Origin of the sequence: Dyadobacter chenhuakuii (genome assembly GCF_023821985.2) — a bacterium.
Classification (GTDB): Bacteria; Bacteroidota; Bacteroidia; order Cytophagales; family Spirosomataceae; genus Dyadobacter; species Dyadobacter chenhuakuii.
Map to the genome: position 1 here is coordinate 5,861,198 of NZ_CP098805.1, position 19,670 is coordinate 5,880,867.

Consider the following 19,670-nt stretch of genomic DNA (forward strand, 5'->3'; position numbering starts at 1 on the left):
TCTCATATCTCAGCCCCCGAGTGTTTTCAAAAACTTGGGAGCAATTCTGTTTTTAGAGGCCTGCTCGTACGCATAGGCCATGCGGATCAGGTCCGCTTCTCCATAAGCTCTTCCCAGAAACGAGATCCCGATCGGAAGCTCGTCCACTGCACCCATAGGAACGGTCACAGAAGGAAATCCCGATATAGCAGCCGGTCCATAGCCGCCATATCCCGTCCAGAAATCACCATTTACCAGGTCATTACACCAGGCCGGGCCAGTCGCCGGGCCACATAAGGCATCCAGTTTTTCGGATTCGAAAAGCCGGTTTAATTCCACTCTTACATTCAATATTTTCTGGCGGGCATCCTGATATTGTTTTGATTCCAGATCACCTCTCGTTTGGGAAATTTCAAGCAATTCCTGCTGAAAATAGGGCATTGCTTTCTCTGCATTTGCTTTGTTGAATGCAATGAGCGCTTCGAGCGACTTTATCTTCGCATTGGATTTATAAAGATATTTATTGAGTCCATCCTTGAACTCGTATTGCAACAATATGGATTCAGCCCCATCCGTACTTTGGGCCTTCATATAATCGACCTCCACAATCACAGCGCCTTTCTGTTTCATCTGGTCCAACGCTTTTTTCAAAAGGGCATCTACATCTTCGTGCTGTTTCAAAAATCCCTTTTCGATTCCAATGCGCTTGCCTTTCAAGCCATTGGCATCAAGCGATGAGGAGAAATCTTTAAAATGCGCATAATCCACGCGGGTATCTGCCGGCTCGGACGGATTGGCACCGACCATTGCTCCGAGCAGCATAGCCGCATCGGCAACAGTCCGGCCGAGTGGTCCGGCGGTGTCCTGCGTTGCTGATATCGGGATAATGCCCGTCTGGCTCACGAGCCCCACAGTCGGTTTGATGCCTACAACGCCGTTCATGGCTGCCGGGCAGGCGATGGAGCCATTGGTTTCCGTGCCCACAGCTACTGCGCAGAGGTTAGCAGCCACCGCCGCTCCCGATCCGGAACTCGACCCGCAGGGCGAACGGTCCAGGATGTATGGATTTTTGGTTTGACCGCCGCGGCTGCTCCATCCGCTCGTCGAACGTGTAGAGCGAAAATTGGCCCACTCGCTCATATTGGTCTTTCCAAGGATCACGGCGCCCGCCTCACGCATTTTCTGCACGACAAATGCGTCCAATGATGCAATGTTACCGGCTAGCGCGATGGAGCCCGCCGTTGTCTGCATTTTGTCCTTTGTATCAATGTTGTCTTTGATTAAAACAGGGATTCCGTGCATAGGGCCTCGCACATTTCCTTTCTTCCTCTCCGCGTCCATTGCGTCTGCAATCGCTATCGCATCAGGATTCACCTCGATCACCGCATTGATTTTCGGGCCGTTACGGTCCAGTAAGGCGATTTGATCCAGGTAACTTTTTGTGATGGAGCGGGATGTTAATGTTCCTTTTTTCATTCCATCCTGCATTTGTGCCACCGTCATTTCTGATAATTGAAATGAATCCTCATCCTGTGGCTCCCTATTGCTCGTCTCGGAATTACATTTAAAAAGAGGAAATGCAGCCAGGGTAATTCCTGCCGCAGATGTGAGGCGCACAAAGTTTCTTCGTTTCATAGGAGCATTCGTCGTCAGTAGATTGCAATATAAAAAGTCCTTGAAGCATTCGTTTAGCTGCGCGGAATTTTTTCAGACAACTGCTTCCATATCCAGAAGATCAGCCAGGCGGGAGACAAAATGACAACGGTAATAATGGTCGCAATCGCGAGGATCGCTGCGAACAGGATCTTGAAAAACAGGACGAGAAATTTTGCCATGTTGCGTTATAGGTGTGTATGTTGTAGAATAAATTATTCTTATACTTTCTTGCGTCTCGAATGTGTTTGACAAGCATTGTAAAAATTCCCTTGTTACCATAGTCAAAACTGCCTAAAAGCCCTTAAATGTTTAAATTTATAAGAAAATTATCATATAAAATTAGGCTGGCATGGTTATTTATTTAATTTTGTCATTGAAAAATATCACATAAACAGTAACGGCTATGAACTTCATCACCAACATCATATATTACTCAGGTAAGCTTCTGTTCGCGACGATCTTATTTGTTGCGATGATCATTTCAACCATCATTTCCCTGCCATTTATTGGCGCCGGGATGATTAAGGACGCGATTGACTCTCATCCGCACCAGCATGCAGACCGGAATCACATGGCGGATTACTTTGGATAATAGCATATTGAACTAATTAATAGCCAAAAGGGGTGCGGATTCAGATCTGCACCCCTTTTTTTATGGTGTAAGCGGTACGGCAGCATGGCAACATTCGGCCGTAAAAAGCAGTTATTATCTCAAATCGAATACTTTTGAACATTCAAAATACAGCTTATCATATCAAAGTAAATGGCAGTAAAGTTTTCAGATAACAAATACAAATGGGCGATCGCTTTGGCATTGAGTACAATAGCCAGCTTTTGTAATGCCCAGGAAAGCCGGTATAGTTTCGAAAAAGGCATGATGGGATCTCCTTTCAAGCTAGTTTTTTATGCAAAAAACGACTCCATAGCCAATGTCGCAGCACAGGCAGCATTCAAACGCATTGAAAAACTGAATGAACTATTAAGCGATTATCGCGACGGAAGCGAAATAAACCTGCTCTCAGCGCAGTCAGGCAGCGGTAAATGGGTCCAGGTGAGCGACGAACTCTTCAACATTCTCGCCATCAGCCAGGATATCAGCCAAAAAACAGACGGTGCTTTCGACGCGACATTGGGGCCAGTGGTTCAAATGTGGCGCCATGCAACTCGGAAAGGAATTTTCCCCGCCGATTCTGCTATCCGGGACGCCATGTCCAGAACGGGTTATAAGAAATTAAAACTTGATGCAAAGCGCAAAAAAGTGCTTTTAACACAAAAAGGCATGCGGCTGGACATTGGCGGGTTAGGCAAAGGGTTTGCAGCCGAGGAAGCGGTGAAAGTACTGAGAAGCTTTGATATCAAGTCCATTATGATGGATGCGGGGGGTAAAATAGTCCTCACCAATCCGCCGCCGGGAACAAAAGGATGGAACATTACCATTTCAAATGGCAGTGATTCCCTCAAAACAATGCCTTTGTCACACGTCGCGCTCGCCACATCCGGCCCGACATATCGCTATATGGAATACAACGGAATCAGGTATTCGCACATTGTGGATCCAAAAACGGGCATAGGGCTGCTGTTTCACGTGCGTACCACGGTAATTTCACCGGACGGAACGGTGGCGGATGCACTCGCAACGGCGTTCAGTGTTGCGGGAATAGAAAAAAGCAAACAAATGATAACGCAGTTTCCGGAAAGCAGGGTTTGGCTGGTGGAGAAGCAGGAGGAGCAAGTGGCGGAATGGAACACCTTGGAATAATTTTTTAGCTTTTGCCCAAAGCACAGCTCTTATCGCTTTTTTCGCTACACCTTATGACAAAGACCATTTTTATCGCTTCCGCCGAGCCTTATGCAGGGAAGTCAGTGATTGCATTGGGCCTGGTGAATATGCTTTTGTCCAAAACGCAAAAGATCGGTTTTTTTAAACCCATTATTTCCCAGCAGGAGCCGGGGCGAAAAGACAAGCACATTGAAGCCATTATCAACCATTTTTCGCTTCCTATTCCTTACGAGGATACATTTGCATTCACCCGTCAGGAAGTTTTGCAGCATCCCGAATCGGAAAACTGGGGTGAAATGATCAACACGATCATCAGCAAGTTCAAAAAGCTGGAAGAGGATTATGATTTCACGGTCATTGAAGGAAGCGATTTTTTAGGCGAAGGGATTGCTTTTGAATTTGAATCCAACGCGGCCATTGCCAAGAATCTGGGCGCACCTGTGCTCACGATCATTAATGGTGAAAATAAATCCACCGCGCAGATCATCAACTCGGCGCTGAATGTGCTCCGAAATTTCGAATCGCGTGAAGTGCAGGTGCTGGGCATTGTGGCCAACCGCGTGAAGGCCGAGCAGGTGGAAGATGTGCGTGAGTTGCTTCGGATGCAATTGCCAGCCGACATTATGCTCACCGTCATTCCCTGGGAAAAGGCGCTGCAAAGTCCGACCATGCGCGAGATCACGGATGCGCTGGATGCAAAAGTTTTATTCGGCGAACATTTGCTTTCCAGCCAGGTGGATAATTACGTGACGGGCGCAATGATGCTGCCCAATTTTTTAAACCATATCAAAGAAAATGTCCTGATCATTACGCCGGGGGACCGGGGTGACATTGTGATAGGTGCCTTGCAGGCGAATCTTTCTACCAATTATCCCAAAGTTGCAGGCATTGTCCTGACGGCCGGCACTGTTCCGGAAGAGCCTGTTATGCGGCTGATCGAAGGTTTGCAAACCCAGATTCCGATCATAGCAGTGCAGCAAGGCACGTTCGGCACGACGACGGCCATAGGCGCGATCCATTCGCGGATCACTGCGGATAACACCAAAAAGATAGAGCTGGCTATCGACACTTTTGAAAAATATGTGGATATGAAGGTGCTGGACGACAAGATCATCACATTCCAGCCCGAAGGAATCACACCGCACATGTTTCAGTATCAGTTGGTTAAATGGGCCAAAAGCCAGAAAAAACACATTGTGCTGCCGGAAGGAAATGACGACCGGATTTTACGTGCTGCTGCAAGGTTAATCAGCCAGAATGTGGTTGATCTGACGATTCTTGGTGATCCGAATGAAGTTGCGGCTTCTATCAAAAGGCTAGGCATTGATCTGGACCTGAATGTGGTCAAAATAGTGAATCCAGCTAACTCGGAAAATTACGAAGATTACGTGCAGACACTTTATGAGCTGCGTAAGAATAAAAATGTAAACGAGGAAATGGCTCGCGACCTGATGACCGACGTCTCTTACTTCGGAACTATGATGGTTTACAAAGGTCATGCAGACGGAATGGTGTCGGGTGCGGTGCATACGACGCAGCACACGATCCGGCCGGCATTGCAGTTTATCAAAACAAAACCGGGCGTTTCCATCGTCTCGTCTATTTTCTTCATGTGCCTGCCCGACCGCGTAGCGATCTTTGGCGACTGCGCCGTTAACCCGAATCCAACGGCATCGCAGCTGGCCGACATTGCCATTTCTTCCGCTGAAAGCAGTGCCAGGTTTGGCATTGAACCGCGCATCGCCATGTTGTCTTACTCGTCGGGAACGTCGGGAGAAGGGGAGGACGTGGAAAGGGTGCGGGAAGCGACAGCCATCGTGAAGCAGCGCGCGCCGCAGCTGAAAGTCGAAGGGCCGATCCAGTATGACGCTGCTGTGGACCCGATTGTGGGCAATCAGAAATTATCTAATTCCGAAGTGGCGGGAAAAGCCAGCGTACTGATTTTCCCGGATTTGAACACCGGAAACAACACCTATAAGGCCGTTCAGCGTGAAACGGGCGCATTGGCGATCGGGCCGATGTTGCAGGGATTGAACAAGCCCATCAATGATCTGAGCCGCGGCTGCACCGTGGACGATATTTTCAACACCGTGGTAATCACCGCCATTCAATGTCAGCAAGAATGAACATTCTCATCATCAATTCGGGCAGCAGCTCGCTGAAATATCAGTTTTTCAAAATGCCCGATCAGCAACCGCTCAGTGCGGGGATTGTGGAGCGGATTGGAAAAGAAAACTGCTTTATAAGGCATAAGGTGCAGAAAGACGGCGTTGAAAAGCTGACAGAAAGTACATTCTTCGTAAAAGATCACGCGGAAGGCCTTCAAAAAGTTGTGCAGCTGCTCACTGATTTCGAAACCGGGATCATTGAAAATATAAATGAAATAGAAGTGGTCGGACACCGCGTGGTACATGGCGGGGAGGATTTTACAACTGCTGTAATGGTGACGGATGAGGTGAAGGAAAAGATCCGTTCCTTATTCTCGCTCGCGCCGCTGCATAATCCGGTGAATTACAAATGCATTGAAATTGCGGAAAAAACATTTCCTAACGCAAAGCAGGTTGCCGTTTTCGACACCGCATTTCACCAATCCATGCCTGAATATGCCTTTCGTTACGCCATTCCCGAAAAATATTACGCTGAGATGCGCATCCGCGCTTACGGATTTCATGGGACAAGCCACAAATATGTGAGTGCTGCAGCGATGGCGTGGATGGGCAAGCCGGATGCCAAGATTATCAGCATTCACTTGGGAAATGGTTGCAGCATTACGGCCGTGGATAGCGGCAAGTCGCTGGATACGAGCATGGGTTTCGGGCCTTTGAGCGGATTGATCATGGGAACAAGGTCGGGCGACATTGATCCTTCCGTAATCCTGCATTTGCTAAGGCAGGAACGCAGGACGCCGGACGAAATGGATATTTTATTAAACAAACAATCCGGAATGCTCGGGCTCACGGGCCATAGCGACATGCGCGATGTGCGGAAACTGCTGGAAATGGGCAATTATGATGCGGAACTCGCCTCGGATATGTATGCCTATCGGATTAAAAAATACATTGGTTCCTATGCCGCCACATTGAACGGTCTCGACGCAGTCATCTTTACAGCCGGCGTAGGCGAGAATGATCCGCAGATGCGCGAGCGCGTTTGCAGGGATATGGAATTTTTGGGATTAAAAATCGATCAGGATGCAAATCGCATCAAATCATCCGATATTAAGGAAATCAGTTCGGCAGAGTCGCGGGTGAAAATCCTGGTTGTGCCTACAAATGAGGAGTTTGAGATCGCCCGGCAAAGTTTTGAGCTGCTGAGCGAGGAGCCGCCTTGTGAGCAAGTGGAATTGTATTAATCGGATAAATATTAGTTTTAAATTATAGTTTTAAATGGTTGTTTAAATTATTTATTTAAAACAGTTGTGAGAGGGATTTTTTTTGCAGACCTTTGGTTTGTATTAATACATTGTGCGGTTTAGAATAACCTGACAGAAACTTAAATAAGACAAGCAAGTGAAGTGCATAGGAGAAAAAAGCGAGGACAAGATTAAGGAGGCGGCAAGAAGGGTTTTTCTTAAAAAAGGTTTCGATGGAACAACGTCGAGAGACATTGCCCGCGAAGCTGATATGAACATTGCATTGACGAATTATTATTTCAGAAGTAAGGAAAAGCTGTTTCTTGAGATTTTCAGTGAAGTGCTGGATATGTATTTTAACAGCACGCTCGAAATTCTCAATAAGAAGATTGACATTAAGAGCAAGATTTCGGAGATGATCGAAAACGATTTCGATATGATGAAAAATGAGCCTGATTTGGTGATTTTTATCATGAATGAAATTCACAAGGAACCGGACCGCTTGTTCTCTGGCATGTCGGTTTTCAAAAAATTACAGGAATCCTATTTTACAACCCAGCTGGAAGAAGGCATTGCGAATGGAACGATCCGGGAGCTCAGACTCGAAAACTTGCTGCCGCTGATCAAATGCTCTGTTGAATTTATTTTCCTGGGAAAACCCATTCACAAGAAGCTTTACAATATGACGGATGAAGATTTTGAAAAGTTTGCAGAAACTCAGAAAAACCACATCAAGGAAATGATTTGCAATTATTTGGTAATCAGTTAATCTAAATTTTTTTTGCCCTCCGTTTAAACAAACATTTAAAATAAACATTTACTTGAAAATTAGCCATGAAATTAAAATTTCATATCGCAGCCCTATTGTCTTTTGTGGCGATAGGCAGCACAAAAGCGCAGGAATATTCGCTGCCGCAACTCTTAGAATTAGCCATGAAAAATGATTTTTCCATTCAGTCGGCGCAGCTGGAAGAACGGAAAACAAACGCAAAGATTGACGAGGTGAAATCTGCCTTACTGCCTAATGTCGCGGTTTCCGGAGATTACAGACGTTATTTCAAAATCCCAGGACAGGTGGTGCCCGCAAGCGCATTCGGCGGGCCAGAAGGACAGTATAGCACATTGGCGTTCGGGTTGCCTTACAATTTGTCAACGACAGCGCAAGTGACTCAGAATCTGTATAATCCGTCTGTAAAATATGCATTGAAAGCAGCTAATCTCAATCGCGAGCTGACTTCATTAAGCACGGTGAAAACCAAAGAAGATGTGGCTTACAATGTAACGGACGCCTATTACAATCTCGTTACGGTGGTGCAGCAAATGGCTTTTTTAGATAGCAACCTCATTTCGCTGGACCGCATGCACAAAGTTTCAGACCTCCTTTATCAGAATAAGTTAGGCCAGCGCGTGGATGTTGACCGGATTTTAATCAACAAAACTACAACAGAAACGCAGCTGGCCACTTTAAAAGACAATTACAGCCAGCTCGTCAATCTTCTCAAATATTACACCGGCACGTCACAGACCGATTCCTTGCGTATAGCAATTAACGTTAGTGACGTTTCGCTGCCTGCACAAGCGCAGGATGCTGAATTAAGGCGCACGGATGTGGCATTATTGAATAAGCAACGTGATCTGAATGAGTTGCAGGACAAGAACATTAAGTCCGGATTTATCCCTACTGTGAATGCCTACGGAGTCGCTAATATGGCGTTCTATGCCAAAGGGGGCGAGAATTCAACGTTTCAGGATGTGCCTGGTTACTGGGCTGGTTTGCAGCTGAACTGGAATGTGTTCGACGGAATGGCCCGACGCGCCAAACGCACTCAGAATCAGATTGATAATGACAAATTGAATGTGCAGTTGAGGCAAGTGAAAGAGTCAATCGCCATGGAAGAAGCCAATGCGCGCAACAAATTCGCCGTAGAACAAAGGAACATTAATGCTAAGAAAGACCAGGTGGCGCTGGCATCCAGGGTTTACAAACAGATCCAGCTGCAATTCAAGGAGGGAACGGTTTCGCTGACAGATGTTATTCAAGCTGAAAACAGCAACCTGGACGCCCAGAGCAATTATCTCACATCGCTTGTCCAATTGCTGAAAGCTGAGCTGGAATGGAAAAAAGCGACCGGCTCACTCATTCAAAAATAACACTCAACTACTGTACTAAACATTAACATCAAGATTATGAAACGTTTACTTATATTTTTAGCCGTGATTGCAGGCATAGGACTTACTGCGGCAAAATTGCTGGACAACAAAGAAAAGACAGCACAGAAAGTTTACATACCCGATACAGATCCCAAAGTAGGTGTGAAAGTTGCCGTCGCAGAAATACGGCGATTATCACAGGAAGCATCCTTTTTGGGATCTTTTACTCCCAACCGCAAAGTAGAGATCCGTCCGCAGGCAGGCGGCGAAATCGTTCGTCTGAACATTGAAGAAGGACAATTCGTAAAGGCCGGACAACTGATCGCCAAGCTGGACGACGAGCAATTGCGTTACCAGATCGAGGCCGCGCAGGTTACATTGGAAGGTTATCAGAATGATTTGAAACGTTACGAAGTGCTCGTCAAAGGCGACGCGGTTCCTGCGGTAAACCTGGAAAGAACTCAGCTGAGCATTCGCAGCACAGAAGCGCAGATCAAGCAATTGAAAAAACAGGTTGCCAACACCAGCATCATCGCTCCTTTCTCGGGGATTGTGACGGCCAAAATGGTTGAAAAAGGCTCCGTAGTGAGCATAGGAACGCCTATGGCCGAGATTACAGACATTTCCCTGCTGAAATTGGTGGTGAATATTCCTGAAAAATCGGTAAATGAGTTTCGCAATGGCAAAACGATCGGCATTAAAACGGATGTTTATCCTGACGCAGATTTCAAAGGGAAAGTGACCATGGTAAGCGCAGAAGGCGATGATGCGCACAATTATCCGGTAGAGATCACGGTTCAGAATTCACAGAAAAATCCATTGAAAGCAGGCATGTATGGCTCCATCGCCAACACTGGCGAAGTGAAGGGCGAAGCATTGGCCGTGCCACGCCAGGCAATTACGGGTTCAGCGAAACAGCCACAGGTTTACGTGGTTGAAAACGGCAAAGCAAACATGCGCGACGTAGCCATCGGCGCCACGACCAACGAATTTTATGAAATCACAAAAGGACTGAAAGCGGGCGACAAAGTCGTGACCAGCGGACAGATTAACCTGCAAAACGGAACTTCTGTTGTTGCACAATAACACTCATTAGCCAGGGAAAACATGAAATTTATTCAAACCATATTGAAACGTCCGTCGATGATCATTGTACTGTTCGCAGTGCTGATCCTGGGTGGGCTTGTTTCCTACACGCAGCTGAACTACATGCTGCTACCGGAATTTTCCGTCCCGACGATCACGATCACAACGGTTTACCCGGGCGCAGCGCCGACGGAAGTGGAATCGGAGGTAAGCAAGAAAATTGAAGACGCTGTTTCCGGATTGGACAACATCAAGGAAGTGACTTCCAAATCTCTGGAAAGCGCATCATTGGTGATCGTGGAATTCAAAGCCGGAACGGACATTGATAAAGCCTTGGAAGATGCGCAGCGCGATGTGAACAACATGCTCAGCGACTTGCCGGACGACGCTGAAACGCCGTCCTTATCTAAAATATCACCCAGCGATCAGCCGATTATGCAGCTGCTCGCAACTTCAAGCTTGCCAAATGAAGTGTTTTATCAGCAGGTTGAAGACAAATATCTGCCCATACTAACACAGATCGAAGGCGTTGCCGAAATCACAATGACCGGCGGCGACCAGCGCGAAATCCGCGTGAATGTGAACAACGACAAGCTGAATTTTTACGGCTTATCGCTTTTGCAGGTTACCCAGGCCATTAACCAGGCTAACCTCGACTTCCCAACCGGAAAAGTAAAGAGCACGAGCGAAAACATGACATTGCGTCTCGCCGGAAAGTTTACTTCTATTGACGACATCAGGAATCTGGTAATCACCTCGCCAGTAACCGGCAGTCCCATCCGCGTGGGCGACGTTGCTAACATTACCGACGGACTTACTGACGCAGAAAGCATTAGCCGTTACAACGGCATCAACGGGATCGGGTTGTTTGTAAAAAAACAATCGGACGCCAATGCGGTGGAGATCAGCAAATCCATTCAGGCGAAGCTTTCGGAGATTGAAAAAACGAATGCAAAGGACAAGGTGAAATTTGCGATCGCGTACGACAGCAGCATTTTTACATTGGAATCCGTGGAAGCCGTAACGCATGACTTGATCATTGCGGTAATCCTGGTGGCTGCGGTAATGCTGTTGTTCCTGCACAGTTTCCGGAATGCATTCATTGTTATGGTATCAGTTCCGGCATCGTTGATCGCGGCTTTCCTATTCATGTATTTGATGGGTTACTCGCTGAACCTGATGACTTTACTGGCACTTTCGCTGGTGATCGGGATTTTGGTCGATGACTCTATTGTAATTCTGGAAAACATTCAGCGACATCTGGAAATGGGCAAAAACCGCTGGGATGCGACCATTGAAGGGGTTACCGAAATTGGATTTGCGGCATTGGCCATCACATTGGTAATCGTAGTGGTTTTTGTTCCGATCACATTTGTGAACTCGGTAATCGCCGATTTGCTTCGTCAATTCAGCTTAACAGTTGCGTTTGCGACTATGGTCAGCTTGCTGGTAAGTTTTACACTTACACCCTGGATGACTTCCAAAATGGCGCGGATCGAACATTTGGATCCTAAAAATCCGGTGCAGGCTTTCTTGTTATGGTTTGAAAAGGGCCTTACCAAGATGACCAAATGGTATCACGGCAGTTTGCAGTGGGTGCTTGGCCATAAGCTGGCGTTTTCAGGAATTTTGATAGCGATTTTTGGGATGACAGTTTGGGTAATGAGCCTGGGAATCATTGGTTCAGAGTTCGTGGCCGAAGGTGATCAGGGTAAGTTTCTGCTGACCATGAAATTGGATAAAAGTGCTTCATTGCAACAGAATAACCTCACATCCAGACAAATAGAGGATTATTTAAGACAAAAACCGGAAGTGAAAACGATCTTCGCCAATGTTGGCGGAGCGAGCACAGGTTTGAACAGCTCCGGCCGCGGTGAAACCAACCGGACAGAACTAACAGTAGAACTGATCCCCGCAGAAGAGCGTAAGAATGCACAACCGACTGAGGATTACATGCTTGCCGTTCGGAAAGAATTGGAACAAAAATTCGCAGGCGTGGAATTCAACTCCGCAGCTGTGGGAATGGTGAACTCCGGCGCGTCTCCGATCGAAATTTTCCTGAGCGGCGATGATCTGGATAAGATCCTGGTTTCTGCCAATGACTTGGCTAACAGATTAAGAAAAACACCCGGCGCAAACGACGTGAATGTGTCCGTAGAGGCAGGTAACCCCGAAGTAAGGGTCGAAATTGACCGCGAAAAAATGGCGAAGCTTGGTCTGGACATTCAGACTGTGGGTGCGACCATGCAGAATGCATTTGCGGGAAATGACGATTCCAAATACCGGGATGGCGGTGAAGATTACGAGATCCGCATCATGCTGGACGCGTTCGACCGGAAAAACCCGGATGACGTCAAAAACATTAATTTTTACAGTCCCGCCGCTAAGCGTCCGGTTCGCCTGGCAGAATTCGCAAACGTGAGTCTAAGCAACGGACCGTCGATTGTGGAGCGCAAGAACCGTCGTTCATCCGTAACTGTAACCGCTAATACATTAGGGATTGGATCGGGAACATTGGTGAGCAATATTCAAGCCGGGTTAGTAGAGAAGCCACTTCCATCAGACATTATTCTGACATGGGGAGGCGACGCGAAAAACCAGAGCGAAGGTTTTGGTTCACTGGGGCTGGCGATGCTGGCGGGGTTGGTTTTGGTATACTTTATCATGGTGCTGCTTTACGACAGTTTTGTTTATCCGCTCGTGGTGTTGTTCTCGATTCCGGTGGCCGTTGTCGGGGCGCTTCTGGCACTTGCCTTGTCATCATCGAACATCGGTATTTTTGCCCTTTTGGGAATGCTGATGCTGATCGGGCTTGTAGTTAAAAATGCAATTCTGATCGTCGACTTTGCAAATCAGCAAAAAGAGCTGGGCGTGCCGTTCCGGGAAGCGATCCTGATCGCAGGAGAAGAGCGTCTTCGTCCGATTCTGATGACGACCATTGCGATGGTGATCGGTATGGTACCTATTGCCACGGCAACCGGCGCAGGGGCAGAATGGAAGAATTCGCTGGCATGGGTTTTAATAGGCGGACTGACCAGTTCAATGCTTTTAACCATCTATCTCGTGCCAATGATGTATTACCTGGTCGACAGAGTAGCGGAAAAGTGGTCATCCGCTAAATTCCGGTCGGGCGCGGTAACCAAAAGTATAGTGGTGGAAGAAGCGTAGTTGGGATAAACGTTAACATGAAAAAATTACTGTTTGATAAAGTTCCCCATTTTGAAAAACTGAAAGGCAAGTTGGTCAGAACTTGGCGTTTTAGGGGCTAAATGGATGAAAAGTGCAAAAAGTTTTTTTTCATGTTAACGGTAAAATGCAAAATGAATAGGGAATTTGATGAACTAGTATGGCAGGTATCGGGTTTACCTTTTAACTTTGAATGCCAGTAGATAAATTCCGGTAAAATGTTGCGGCCGGAGTGTAGTTTAAGAACAGTGAAATTAAAGGCCGCGGCGACTGAAACTGACATTTTTATCAAACTCAAGTTCTAAAAAAATTAGCATGGAAAATAACCACTACAATACCAACTGATCGCTCTGATCACCCCCACAGCCTCGGCTTGAAAGCCACCAGGCACCCCACTAAAAGAAGCTGTTGATTCTGACATTAATTACTTATGGGTAAAAAATTAAATAAGCGCATCGCCGAATTTAAAGACGCGGCTAACATTCGATCCAAAGGTCTTTATCCCTATTTCCGCCCCATCGAATCCGGGCAGGATACGGAAGTGATCATCAATGGTAAGCCGGTCCTTATGTTTGGGTCCAATTCTTATCTGGGATTGACCTCGCATCCTTACATTATTGAATCGTCGCAAAAAGCGGTTCAGAAATACGGAAGCGGATGTGCCGGTTCGCGATTCCTGAACGGAACGCTGGACATTCACGAGGAACTGGAAAGAAGGCTTGCCGCTTACACCGGAAAAGAAGCTTCGGTGCTTTTCAGCACGGGTTACCAAGCTAATTTAGGCGCCTTGTCAAGCCTTACGGGCCGTAACGATTACCTGATCCTGGACGAAAGCGACCATGCTTCCATCATTGACGGTTGCCGGTTGTCTTTCTCAAAAGTGATCAAGTATGCGCACAATGATATGAAAGACCTCAGGAAAAAACTGAGCCTTTTGCCGGAAGAAGCCGTGAAGCTGATCGCTACGGACGGAATTTTCAGCATGGAAGGCGATATCGTTAAACTTCCTGAATTGAATGCCATCGCAGCTGAGTTTGACGCTTCGGTTTTGGTGGATGACGCGCACAGTCTGGGTGTTATCGGGAAAAACGGAGCAGGAACAGCTTCCTACTTCGGCCTGACCGAGACTACTGATCTGATCATGGGAACATTCAGCAAATCGCTTGCCTCTTTGGGCGGCTTTATTGCCGGCGATGCAGCTACGATCGATTACCTGAAACACCGCGCACGGTCATTAATGTTCAGTGCGAGTATGACGCCGGCCGCAGTAGGCAGCACATTGGCAGCATTGGACATCATTGAATCCGAGCCGCATCACATTGAACGCCTTTGGGCCAATACAAGATATGCAAAAGAATTGTTGCTGGTAAACGGTTTCGACCTGGGCAAAACAGAAAGCCCGATCCTGCCGGTTTACATCCGCGATAACGAGAAAACATTCCTGATGACCAAGCTGTTGCAGGAAGATGGCGTGTTCGTGAACCCGGTGGTTTCACCAGCGGTTCGTCCGGAAGATTCGCTTATCCGTTTCTCGCTGATGGCGACGCACACTTTTGGGCAGATTGAAGAAGCAGTTGATAAAATGGCTAAAATATATCGTCAGATCTGTCCCGAAGCTGTAACCGCAAAACTATGAAGCGCATTGCCCACGTAAACTCTCCCAAAGACCTGGAACTGTTCATTGATTTTCCCCACGAATTACATAAGGAAAATCCCAATTACGTTCCCGAGCTCTTTATCGCGCAAAGAGATATGCTTTCTCCGAAGAAGCATCCCTTTTATGAACATTCGGAGGTTAAGCTGTTTTTAGCGTACGACGGAGATAAGATTGTGGGTAGGGTTGCGGCGATTGATAACCGCAATCATAATGCGTTTACAGGCCGAAAAGATGGCTTTTTTGGATTTTTTGACACGGTTAATGATCAGGAAGTCGTCGATCTGCTCATCGGGCAGGCGGCTGCGTGGGTGAAGGAAAAAGGAGCGGATAACCTGATCGGGCCGGTGAATTTGTCGACCAATGATACGGTGGGCCTGCTGATAGAAGGTTACGACCGGCCGCCAATGGCGATGATGCCTTACAATCCGCCGTATTACGTGCCTTTGCTCGAAAATACAGGACTTGTGAAAAAGACGGACCTGCTTGCTTACGAGATCAATGTGAACGAGGCAAATGATAAGTCGGTAAGGATGATCGAAGCGCTGGAAGGAAGGCTCAAAAGGAGCGGGATCACCATTCGCAAGATCAATCTGAAAGATTTCAAAAACGAGGTGGTGAAGATCCGGGAAATTTACAACAGCGCCTGGGACAAGAACCTTGGCTTTGTTCCGATGACCGAAAAGGAATTCGATTACCTGGCCAATGACCTGAAACTGGTCCTCGATCCCAATTTTTGTCTCGTTGCAGAGAAGGATAACAAGCTGGTCGGTTTCGTGTTGGGCATCCCCGACATTAACCAGATCCAGATCAAGATTAAAAAAGGACGTTTGCTGCCGACCGGAATTTTTAAATTACTGTTTGGCAAAAAAAATATAACCCGCATTCGCGTGCTGACATTGGGTGTGATTGAAGGTTACCGCAAAATGGGCATAGAAGCCTGTTTATACGGCCATATCATCAAAAACACTTACGGCACAAAAGTCACAGGTGGCGAATGTTCATGGATGCTGGAAGGCAATTATCTCATGAACCACGCCATTGAACAGATCAACGGCAAGCTGTACAAACGGTACAGACTGCTGGAAAAAGCAATATGAAAGAGAAAGTATTCATAACGGGGGCCAGCGGTTTCATCGGGTTTCACCTGGTAGAAGCAGCACTGGAAGCAGGCATGGAAGTGCACGCAGCAGTAAGGCCTTCCAGCGACCTGACCTTTCTGAAAAAGCTGCAAGGCGATTTGGGGAAAACCGGGAAAGGCCCGCTGACGTTTGTGAATACGAACTTTGAGTCAAGGGATTCCTTGACAGAATTACTGGAAGATGGAGGCTATTCCTACATTATCCACGCAGCAGGAGTGACCAAGGCTAAAAAAACGGCCGTTTACAACAAAGTCAATGCAGAATATTCCCTGCATCTGGCACAGGCCGCAATGTCAGCCAATATTCCTTTGAAACGCTTTGTTTTTCTGAGCAGCCTGGCCGCTATCGGTCCGCTTGCTTATGCTGAGCAACAGCCCATTACAGAGGAAACATTGCCCATTCCTGTGACCGATTATGGCAAAAGCAAGTTGCTGGCCGAGCAATATCTCGCGCAGGTGAGCGGCTTACCGTTGACCATTATCCGTCCGACTGCCGTTTACGGTCCCGGTGAAAAGGATTTATTTATTCTTTTCAAAACACTGAACAATGGATTGGATGCATATATAGGCAAGGGCCCGCAGCGGCTGAGCTTCGTGTATGTCAAAGATCTTGTGGCCGCCACCATGGCTGCAATGCTGGAAAACCAGCGCGAAACAACAGTATACAACATTTCCGACGGGCAAGCTTACGACCGCTATGCATTCGCAGACCGGTTCCGGGAAATCAGCGGCAAAAACATTTTCAGGGCACATTTGCCACTGCCTTTGGTAAAATTGATGGCCGGCTTCCTGGACTTCGTTTACGGATTCACCGCCGCAACCCCGGTTTTGAACAAGGAAAAACTCAAAGAGCTCACGGCTTCAAACTGGATCTGCAGCATTGAAGCAGCCAGAAACAGCCTGCACTACGCGCCGCAATACAACTTACGGCAGGGCATGCAGGAAACCCTGATGTGGTACAAAGAAAATAAGTGGCTTTAGCAATCGAATGCCGGATTGATCATCGTGCTGGGTTTTGAGCGTCCGGGTCTTCCGGCTTCCGGGCTCCGCAGTCTGCACGATTTATTAAAAACGCATCCATGAAAAATACGTTATGACGTTCACAAATGAAAACAATAAGTAAGTCGGTATGGTTAAAAGTTTCCCTGATCCTCTGTCTCGTACAGACCCTTTCCGGAACTGCCATAGCGCAAAGCACCACGACAATTAAAGGAACCGTTACCGACGCGAAAACAGGCGAAACATTGCCTTTCGTATCCGTCCTGATCCCCGGCACGACCATGGGAACAGCCTCCGACGCAGACGGAAAATACGCAATGACATTGCGTGAAGATTATAAAACCGTAAAGTTCACATACGTAGGATATCTCAGCGTTGAAAAACCCATCACGCCCGGCATTGAGCAAGTGATCAATGTGAAACTGGCTGTGGATGCTTCCATGCTCAAAGAAGTGACCATTAAGGGAAGAGGCCGTTACCGCAACAAGGATAACCCGGCTGTTCAGCTGATCCGCGAAGTGATTGCGCACAAGGACCAGAACAAAATGGCCGCCAATGACTTTGTGGAATATGAGCAGTACGAAAAGATCTCCTTCGCGCTGAGCAACCTGTCGGACAATTTCAAGGAAAAACGTATTTTCAAAAATTATCAGTTCCTTTTCGAAGATCAGGACTCTACGGCTATGGGCGGAAAGAATATGCTGCCGGCTTACATTCAGGAAAAGCTTTCGCAGATTTATTTCCGCAAAAATCCATATACCAAAAAACAATGGGTGCTGGCCAACAGAAGGGCAGAGTTTGATGCGAAATTTGTGGATAATGATGGTTTGAGCGCCTATTTCAACAGGTTATATGAAGATGTCAATTTGTACGAAAATGACATTTCCATCGCCACCAACTTATTGCTGAGCCCGATCGCAAATTCGGCGCCTACATTCTACAAATTCTTCATCCGCGACACGATTAAGACCGAAACGCCATGGCTTGTTGAACTGGGTTTTGTTCCAAGAAACAAGACAGATATGCTTTTTGAAGGTAAGCTGTACATTACACTGGACGGAAATTATGGTGTTCAAAATGCATATCTGACGGTTAATAAAGACATTAACCTTAACTTCATGCGTGACCTCGAAGCACGTTTGGAATATGAAAAAGGACCCGACGGACGCTACCACCCGACCAAGACAACATTGGGCATGGAGTTCGCCTTAGGCGAGAAAAATGCCGGGTTTTATGGGCAGCGCGTGGTGAATTTCAAAAATTACACGGTTAATCAAACCCGCCCGGACAGCGTTTACAGCGGGCCGAGTGAGGAGGTTGCATTCAATCCCGACGTAAAAACGGGCGAAGCATTCTGGGCTGGCGCGAGACATTTGCCGCTGGAAAAAATGGAGCTGAACATTTACAGAAATGTGGATACGCTGCAAACGATTCCATCCTTCCGCCGTACGATGGACATTGCCACCCTATTATTGTCAGGTTACAAGTCTTTTGGCAAAGTGGAAGTAGGGCCGGTGAACACGTTTTACAGTTTCAACCCCGTGGAAGGTTTCAGGCTTCGTTTCGGCGGACGCACGACCACGGATTTCAGCAAGCGCTTTTACATTGAGACTTATGCGGCTTATGGTTTTAAAGATCAGAAATGGAAATATTTCCTGAGCGGCACTTATTCTTTCAACAACAAGTCTGTTTACCATTTCCCACTGAATTACATCCGCGCCAGTTACCAGCGCGACACCAAGATTCCGGGCCAGGATTTGCAGTTTGTGCAGGAAGATAACTTCCTTTTGTCCTTCAAAAGAGGTGACAACAACCGCTGGCTTTACAATGATGTGTACAAGCTCGAATATGTCCGCGAGTTTGAAAGCCGCTTTTCTTACAAAATTGGTTTTACCAATTGGAGACAGACGCCAGCCGGAATTTTAAGATACGAAAAACTGAACAGTGAAGGCGAATTGCAGAATGTGGGCGGATTAAGCAACACAGAAGCCAACCTGGAATTACGCTATGCGCCGCATGAGCAATATTACCAGGGGAAACTGTATCGCACGCCGATCATTAACAAATATCCGATCTTCACAGTACGCTATAATGCGGGTTTGAAAGGCGTTTTCGAAGGTCAGAACCGCTATCATAATGTTTCAGCGAACATTGCAAAACGGGTTTACCTGTCGCAGTTCGGTTATGCAGATGTGACGGCTGAGGGAAGTTACATTTTTGGTAAAAACGTTCTTTTCCCGCTGCTTACCATTCACCGCGCCAACCAGACTTACGCTTACCAGCTCAACAGCTATAACCTGATGAACTTCCTGGAATTCGTGAGCGATCATTATGCGAGTCTTGACGTGCAGTACTACATGAACGGCTTTTTATTTAACAAAATCCCGTTGCTGAAAAAGCTGAAACTGAGAGAGGTTTTCAGTTTTAAAGGACTTATGGGCGGGCTCAGGGACGAAAACAACCCGGCCAATAACCCTGCACTTTTCCGCTTTCCCGTAGATGAGAACGGCAAGCCGATCAGTTACACATTGTCGCGCGAGCCTTACATTGAGGGAAGCGTGGGTATAGCAAACATTTTCAAGCTGTTACGCGTCGATCTGGTGAAACGTTTCACCTATCTCGACAATCCGAATGTTTCAGAATGGGGGATAAGGGCACGGTTCAGGCTTGATTTTTAAGAGAGGTT

14 protein-coding genes are annotated in these 19,670 nt (G+C 47.0%); 12 read left to right on the forward strand and 2 right to left on the reverse strand.

Translation table 11 applies throughout. The features are described from left to right. Positions 1–9: 9 nt before the first annotated feature. Both NFI80_RS24590 and NFI80_RS24595 read right to left on the reverse strand, forming a co-directional pair. Positions 10–1,614: an amidase gene (locus NFI80_RS24590; RefSeq protein WP_235164144.1), complete on the reverse strand. Its 1,605-nt coding sequence runs from the start codon at positions 1,612–1,614 to the stop codon at positions 10–12. A gap of 53 nt (positions 1,615–1,667) precedes the next feature. Continuing rightward, the gene (locus NFI80_RS24595) at positions 1,668–1,814 is read right to left on the reverse strand and encodes a hypothetical protein (RefSeq protein WP_233796993.1); all 147 of its coding nucleotides are present in this window, start codon (positions 1,812–1,814) and stop codon (positions 1,668–1,670) included. 224 nt (positions 1,815–2,038) lie between these two features. On the opposite strand from NFI80_RS24595, the gene NFI80_RS24600 reads away from it, so the two are divergent. The 12 genes from NFI80_RS24600 (at position 2,039) to NFI80_RS24655 (ending at position 19,662) form a co-directional block, all read left to right on the forward strand. Next, positions 2,039–2,227 (forward strand): hypothetical protein, encoded by a 189-nt coding sequence (locus tag NFI80_RS24600; RefSeq protein WP_026631695.1) that lies wholly within the window; start codon positions 2,039–2,041, stop codon positions 2,225–2,227. Positions 2,228–2,398: 171 nt separating this feature from the next. Beyond that, complete coding sequence (locus NFI80_RS24605; protein WP_235164145.1) at positions 2,399–3,394, forward strand: FAD:protein FMN transferase; 996 nt, start codon at positions 2,399–2,401, stop codon at positions 3,392–3,394. Between the two features lie 53 nt (positions 3,395–3,447). Beyond that, entirely contained in the window at positions 3,448–5,541 is a 2,094-nt protein-coding gene (gene pta / locus NFI80_RS24610) for a phosphate acetyltransferase (protein WP_233796991.1), read from the forward strand. Further along, positions 5,538–6,767: an acetate/propionate family kinase gene (locus tag NFI80_RS24615; RefSeq protein ID WP_235164146.1), complete on the forward strand. Its 1,230-nt coding sequence runs from the start codon at positions 5,538–5,540 to the stop codon at positions 6,765–6,767. The genes pta and NFI80_RS24615 overlap by 4 nt, the downstream gene beginning before the upstream one ends. Positions 6,768–6,924: 157 nt before the next feature. After that, positions 6,925–7,536, forward strand: a complete 612-nt coding sequence (locus NFI80_RS24620) for a TetR/AcrR family transcriptional regulator (protein WP_235164147.1) — start codon at positions 6,925–6,927, stop codon at positions 7,534–7,536. 65 nt (positions 7,537–7,601) lie between these two features. After that, complete coding sequence (locus tag NFI80_RS24625; RefSeq protein WP_235164148.1) at positions 7,602–8,918, forward strand: TolC family protein; 1,317 nt, start codon at positions 7,602–7,604, stop codon at positions 8,916–8,918. A 36-nt stretch (positions 8,919–8,954) separates the two neighbouring features. Continuing rightward, positions 8,955–10,004, forward strand: coding sequence for an efflux RND transporter periplasmic adaptor subunit (locus NFI80_RS24630; protein ID WP_235164149.1), 1,050 nt, complete (start codon positions 8,955–8,957; stop codon positions 10,002–10,004). A gap of 21 nt (positions 10,005–10,025) precedes the next feature. Then, positions 10,026–13,172 (forward strand): efflux RND transporter permease subunit, encoded by a 3,147-nt coding sequence (locus NFI80_RS24635; RefSeq protein ID WP_233796986.1) that lies wholly within the window; start codon positions 10,026–10,028, stop codon positions 13,170–13,172. A gap of 448 nt (positions 13,173–13,620) precedes the next feature. Further along, the gene (gene spt, locus NFI80_RS24640; RefSeq protein ID WP_233796985.1) at positions 13,621–14,826 is read left to right on the forward strand and encodes a serine palmitoyltransferase; all 1,206 of its coding nucleotides are present in this window, start codon (positions 13,621–13,623) and stop codon (positions 14,824–14,826) included. Further along, positions 14,823–15,944: a GNAT family N-acetyltransferase gene (locus NFI80_RS24645; protein WP_235164150.1), complete on the forward strand. Its 1,122-nt coding sequence runs from the start codon at positions 14,823–14,825 to the stop codon at positions 15,942–15,944. The genes spt and NFI80_RS24645 overlap by 4 nt, the downstream gene beginning before the upstream one ends. Next, the gene (locus tag NFI80_RS24650; RefSeq protein ID WP_235164151.1) at positions 15,941–16,966 is read left to right on the forward strand and encodes an NAD-dependent epimerase/dehydratase family protein; all 1,026 of its coding nucleotides are present in this window, start codon (positions 15,941–15,943) and stop codon (positions 16,964–16,966) included. Before NFI80_RS24645 ends, NFI80_RS24650 begins: the two co-directional genes overlap by 4 nt. A 125-nt stretch (positions 16,967–17,091) precedes the next feature. Then, entirely contained in the window at positions 17,092–19,662 is a 2,571-nt protein-coding gene (locus NFI80_RS24655; protein ID WP_235159479.1) for a DUF5686 and carboxypeptidase-like regulatory domain-containing protein, read from the forward strand. The last annotated feature ends 8 nt before the right edge of the window (positions 19,663–19,670 follow it).

Coding starts and splice junctions, on each gene's coding strand:
- NFI80_RS24590 (WP_235164144.1), bottom strand. CDS start 1,614: ATGAAACGAAGAAACTTTGTGCGCCTCACATCTGCGGCAGGAATTACC.
- NFI80_RS24595 (WP_233796993.1), bottom strand. CDS start 1,814: ATGGCAAAATTTCTCGTCCTGTTTTTCAAGATCCTGTTCGCAGCGATC.
- NFI80_RS24600 (WP_026631695.1), top strand. CDS start 2,039: ATGAACTTCATCACCAACATCATATATTACTCAGGTAAGCTTCTGTTC.
- NFI80_RS24605 (WP_235164145.1), top strand. CDS start 2,399: ATGGCAGTAAAGTTTTCAGATAACAAATACAAATGGGCGATCGCTTTG.
- pta (WP_233796991.1), top strand. CDS start 3,448: ATGACAAAGACCATTTTTATCGCTTCCGCCGAGCCTTATGCAGGGAAG.
- NFI80_RS24615 (WP_235164146.1), top strand. CDS start 5,538: ATGAACATTCTCATCATCAATTCGGGCAGCAGCTCGCTGAAATATCAG.
- NFI80_RS24625 (WP_235164148.1), top strand. CDS start 7,602: ATGAAATTAAAATTTCATATCGCAGCCCTATTGTCTTTTGTGGCGATA.
- NFI80_RS24630 (WP_235164149.1), top strand. CDS start 8,955: ATGAAACGTTTACTTATATTTTTAGCCGTGATTGCAGGCATAGGACTT.
- NFI80_RS24635 (WP_233796986.1), top strand. CDS start 10,026: ATGAAATTTATTCAAACCATATTGAAACGTCCGTCGATGATCATTGTA.
- spt (WP_233796985.1), top strand. CDS start 13,621: ATGGGTAAAAAATTAAATAAGCGCATCGCCGAATTTAAAGACGCGGCT.
- NFI80_RS24645 (WP_235164150.1), top strand. CDS start 14,823: ATGAAGCGCATTGCCCACGTAAACTCTCCCAAAGACCTGGAACTGTTC.
- NFI80_RS24650 (WP_235164151.1), top strand. CDS start 15,941: ATGAAAGAGAAAGTATTCATAACGGGGGCCAGCGGTTTCATCGGGTTT.
- NFI80_RS24655 (WP_235159479.1), top strand. CDS start 17,092: ATGAAAACAATAAGTAAGTCGGTATGGTTAAAAGTTTCCCTGATCCTC.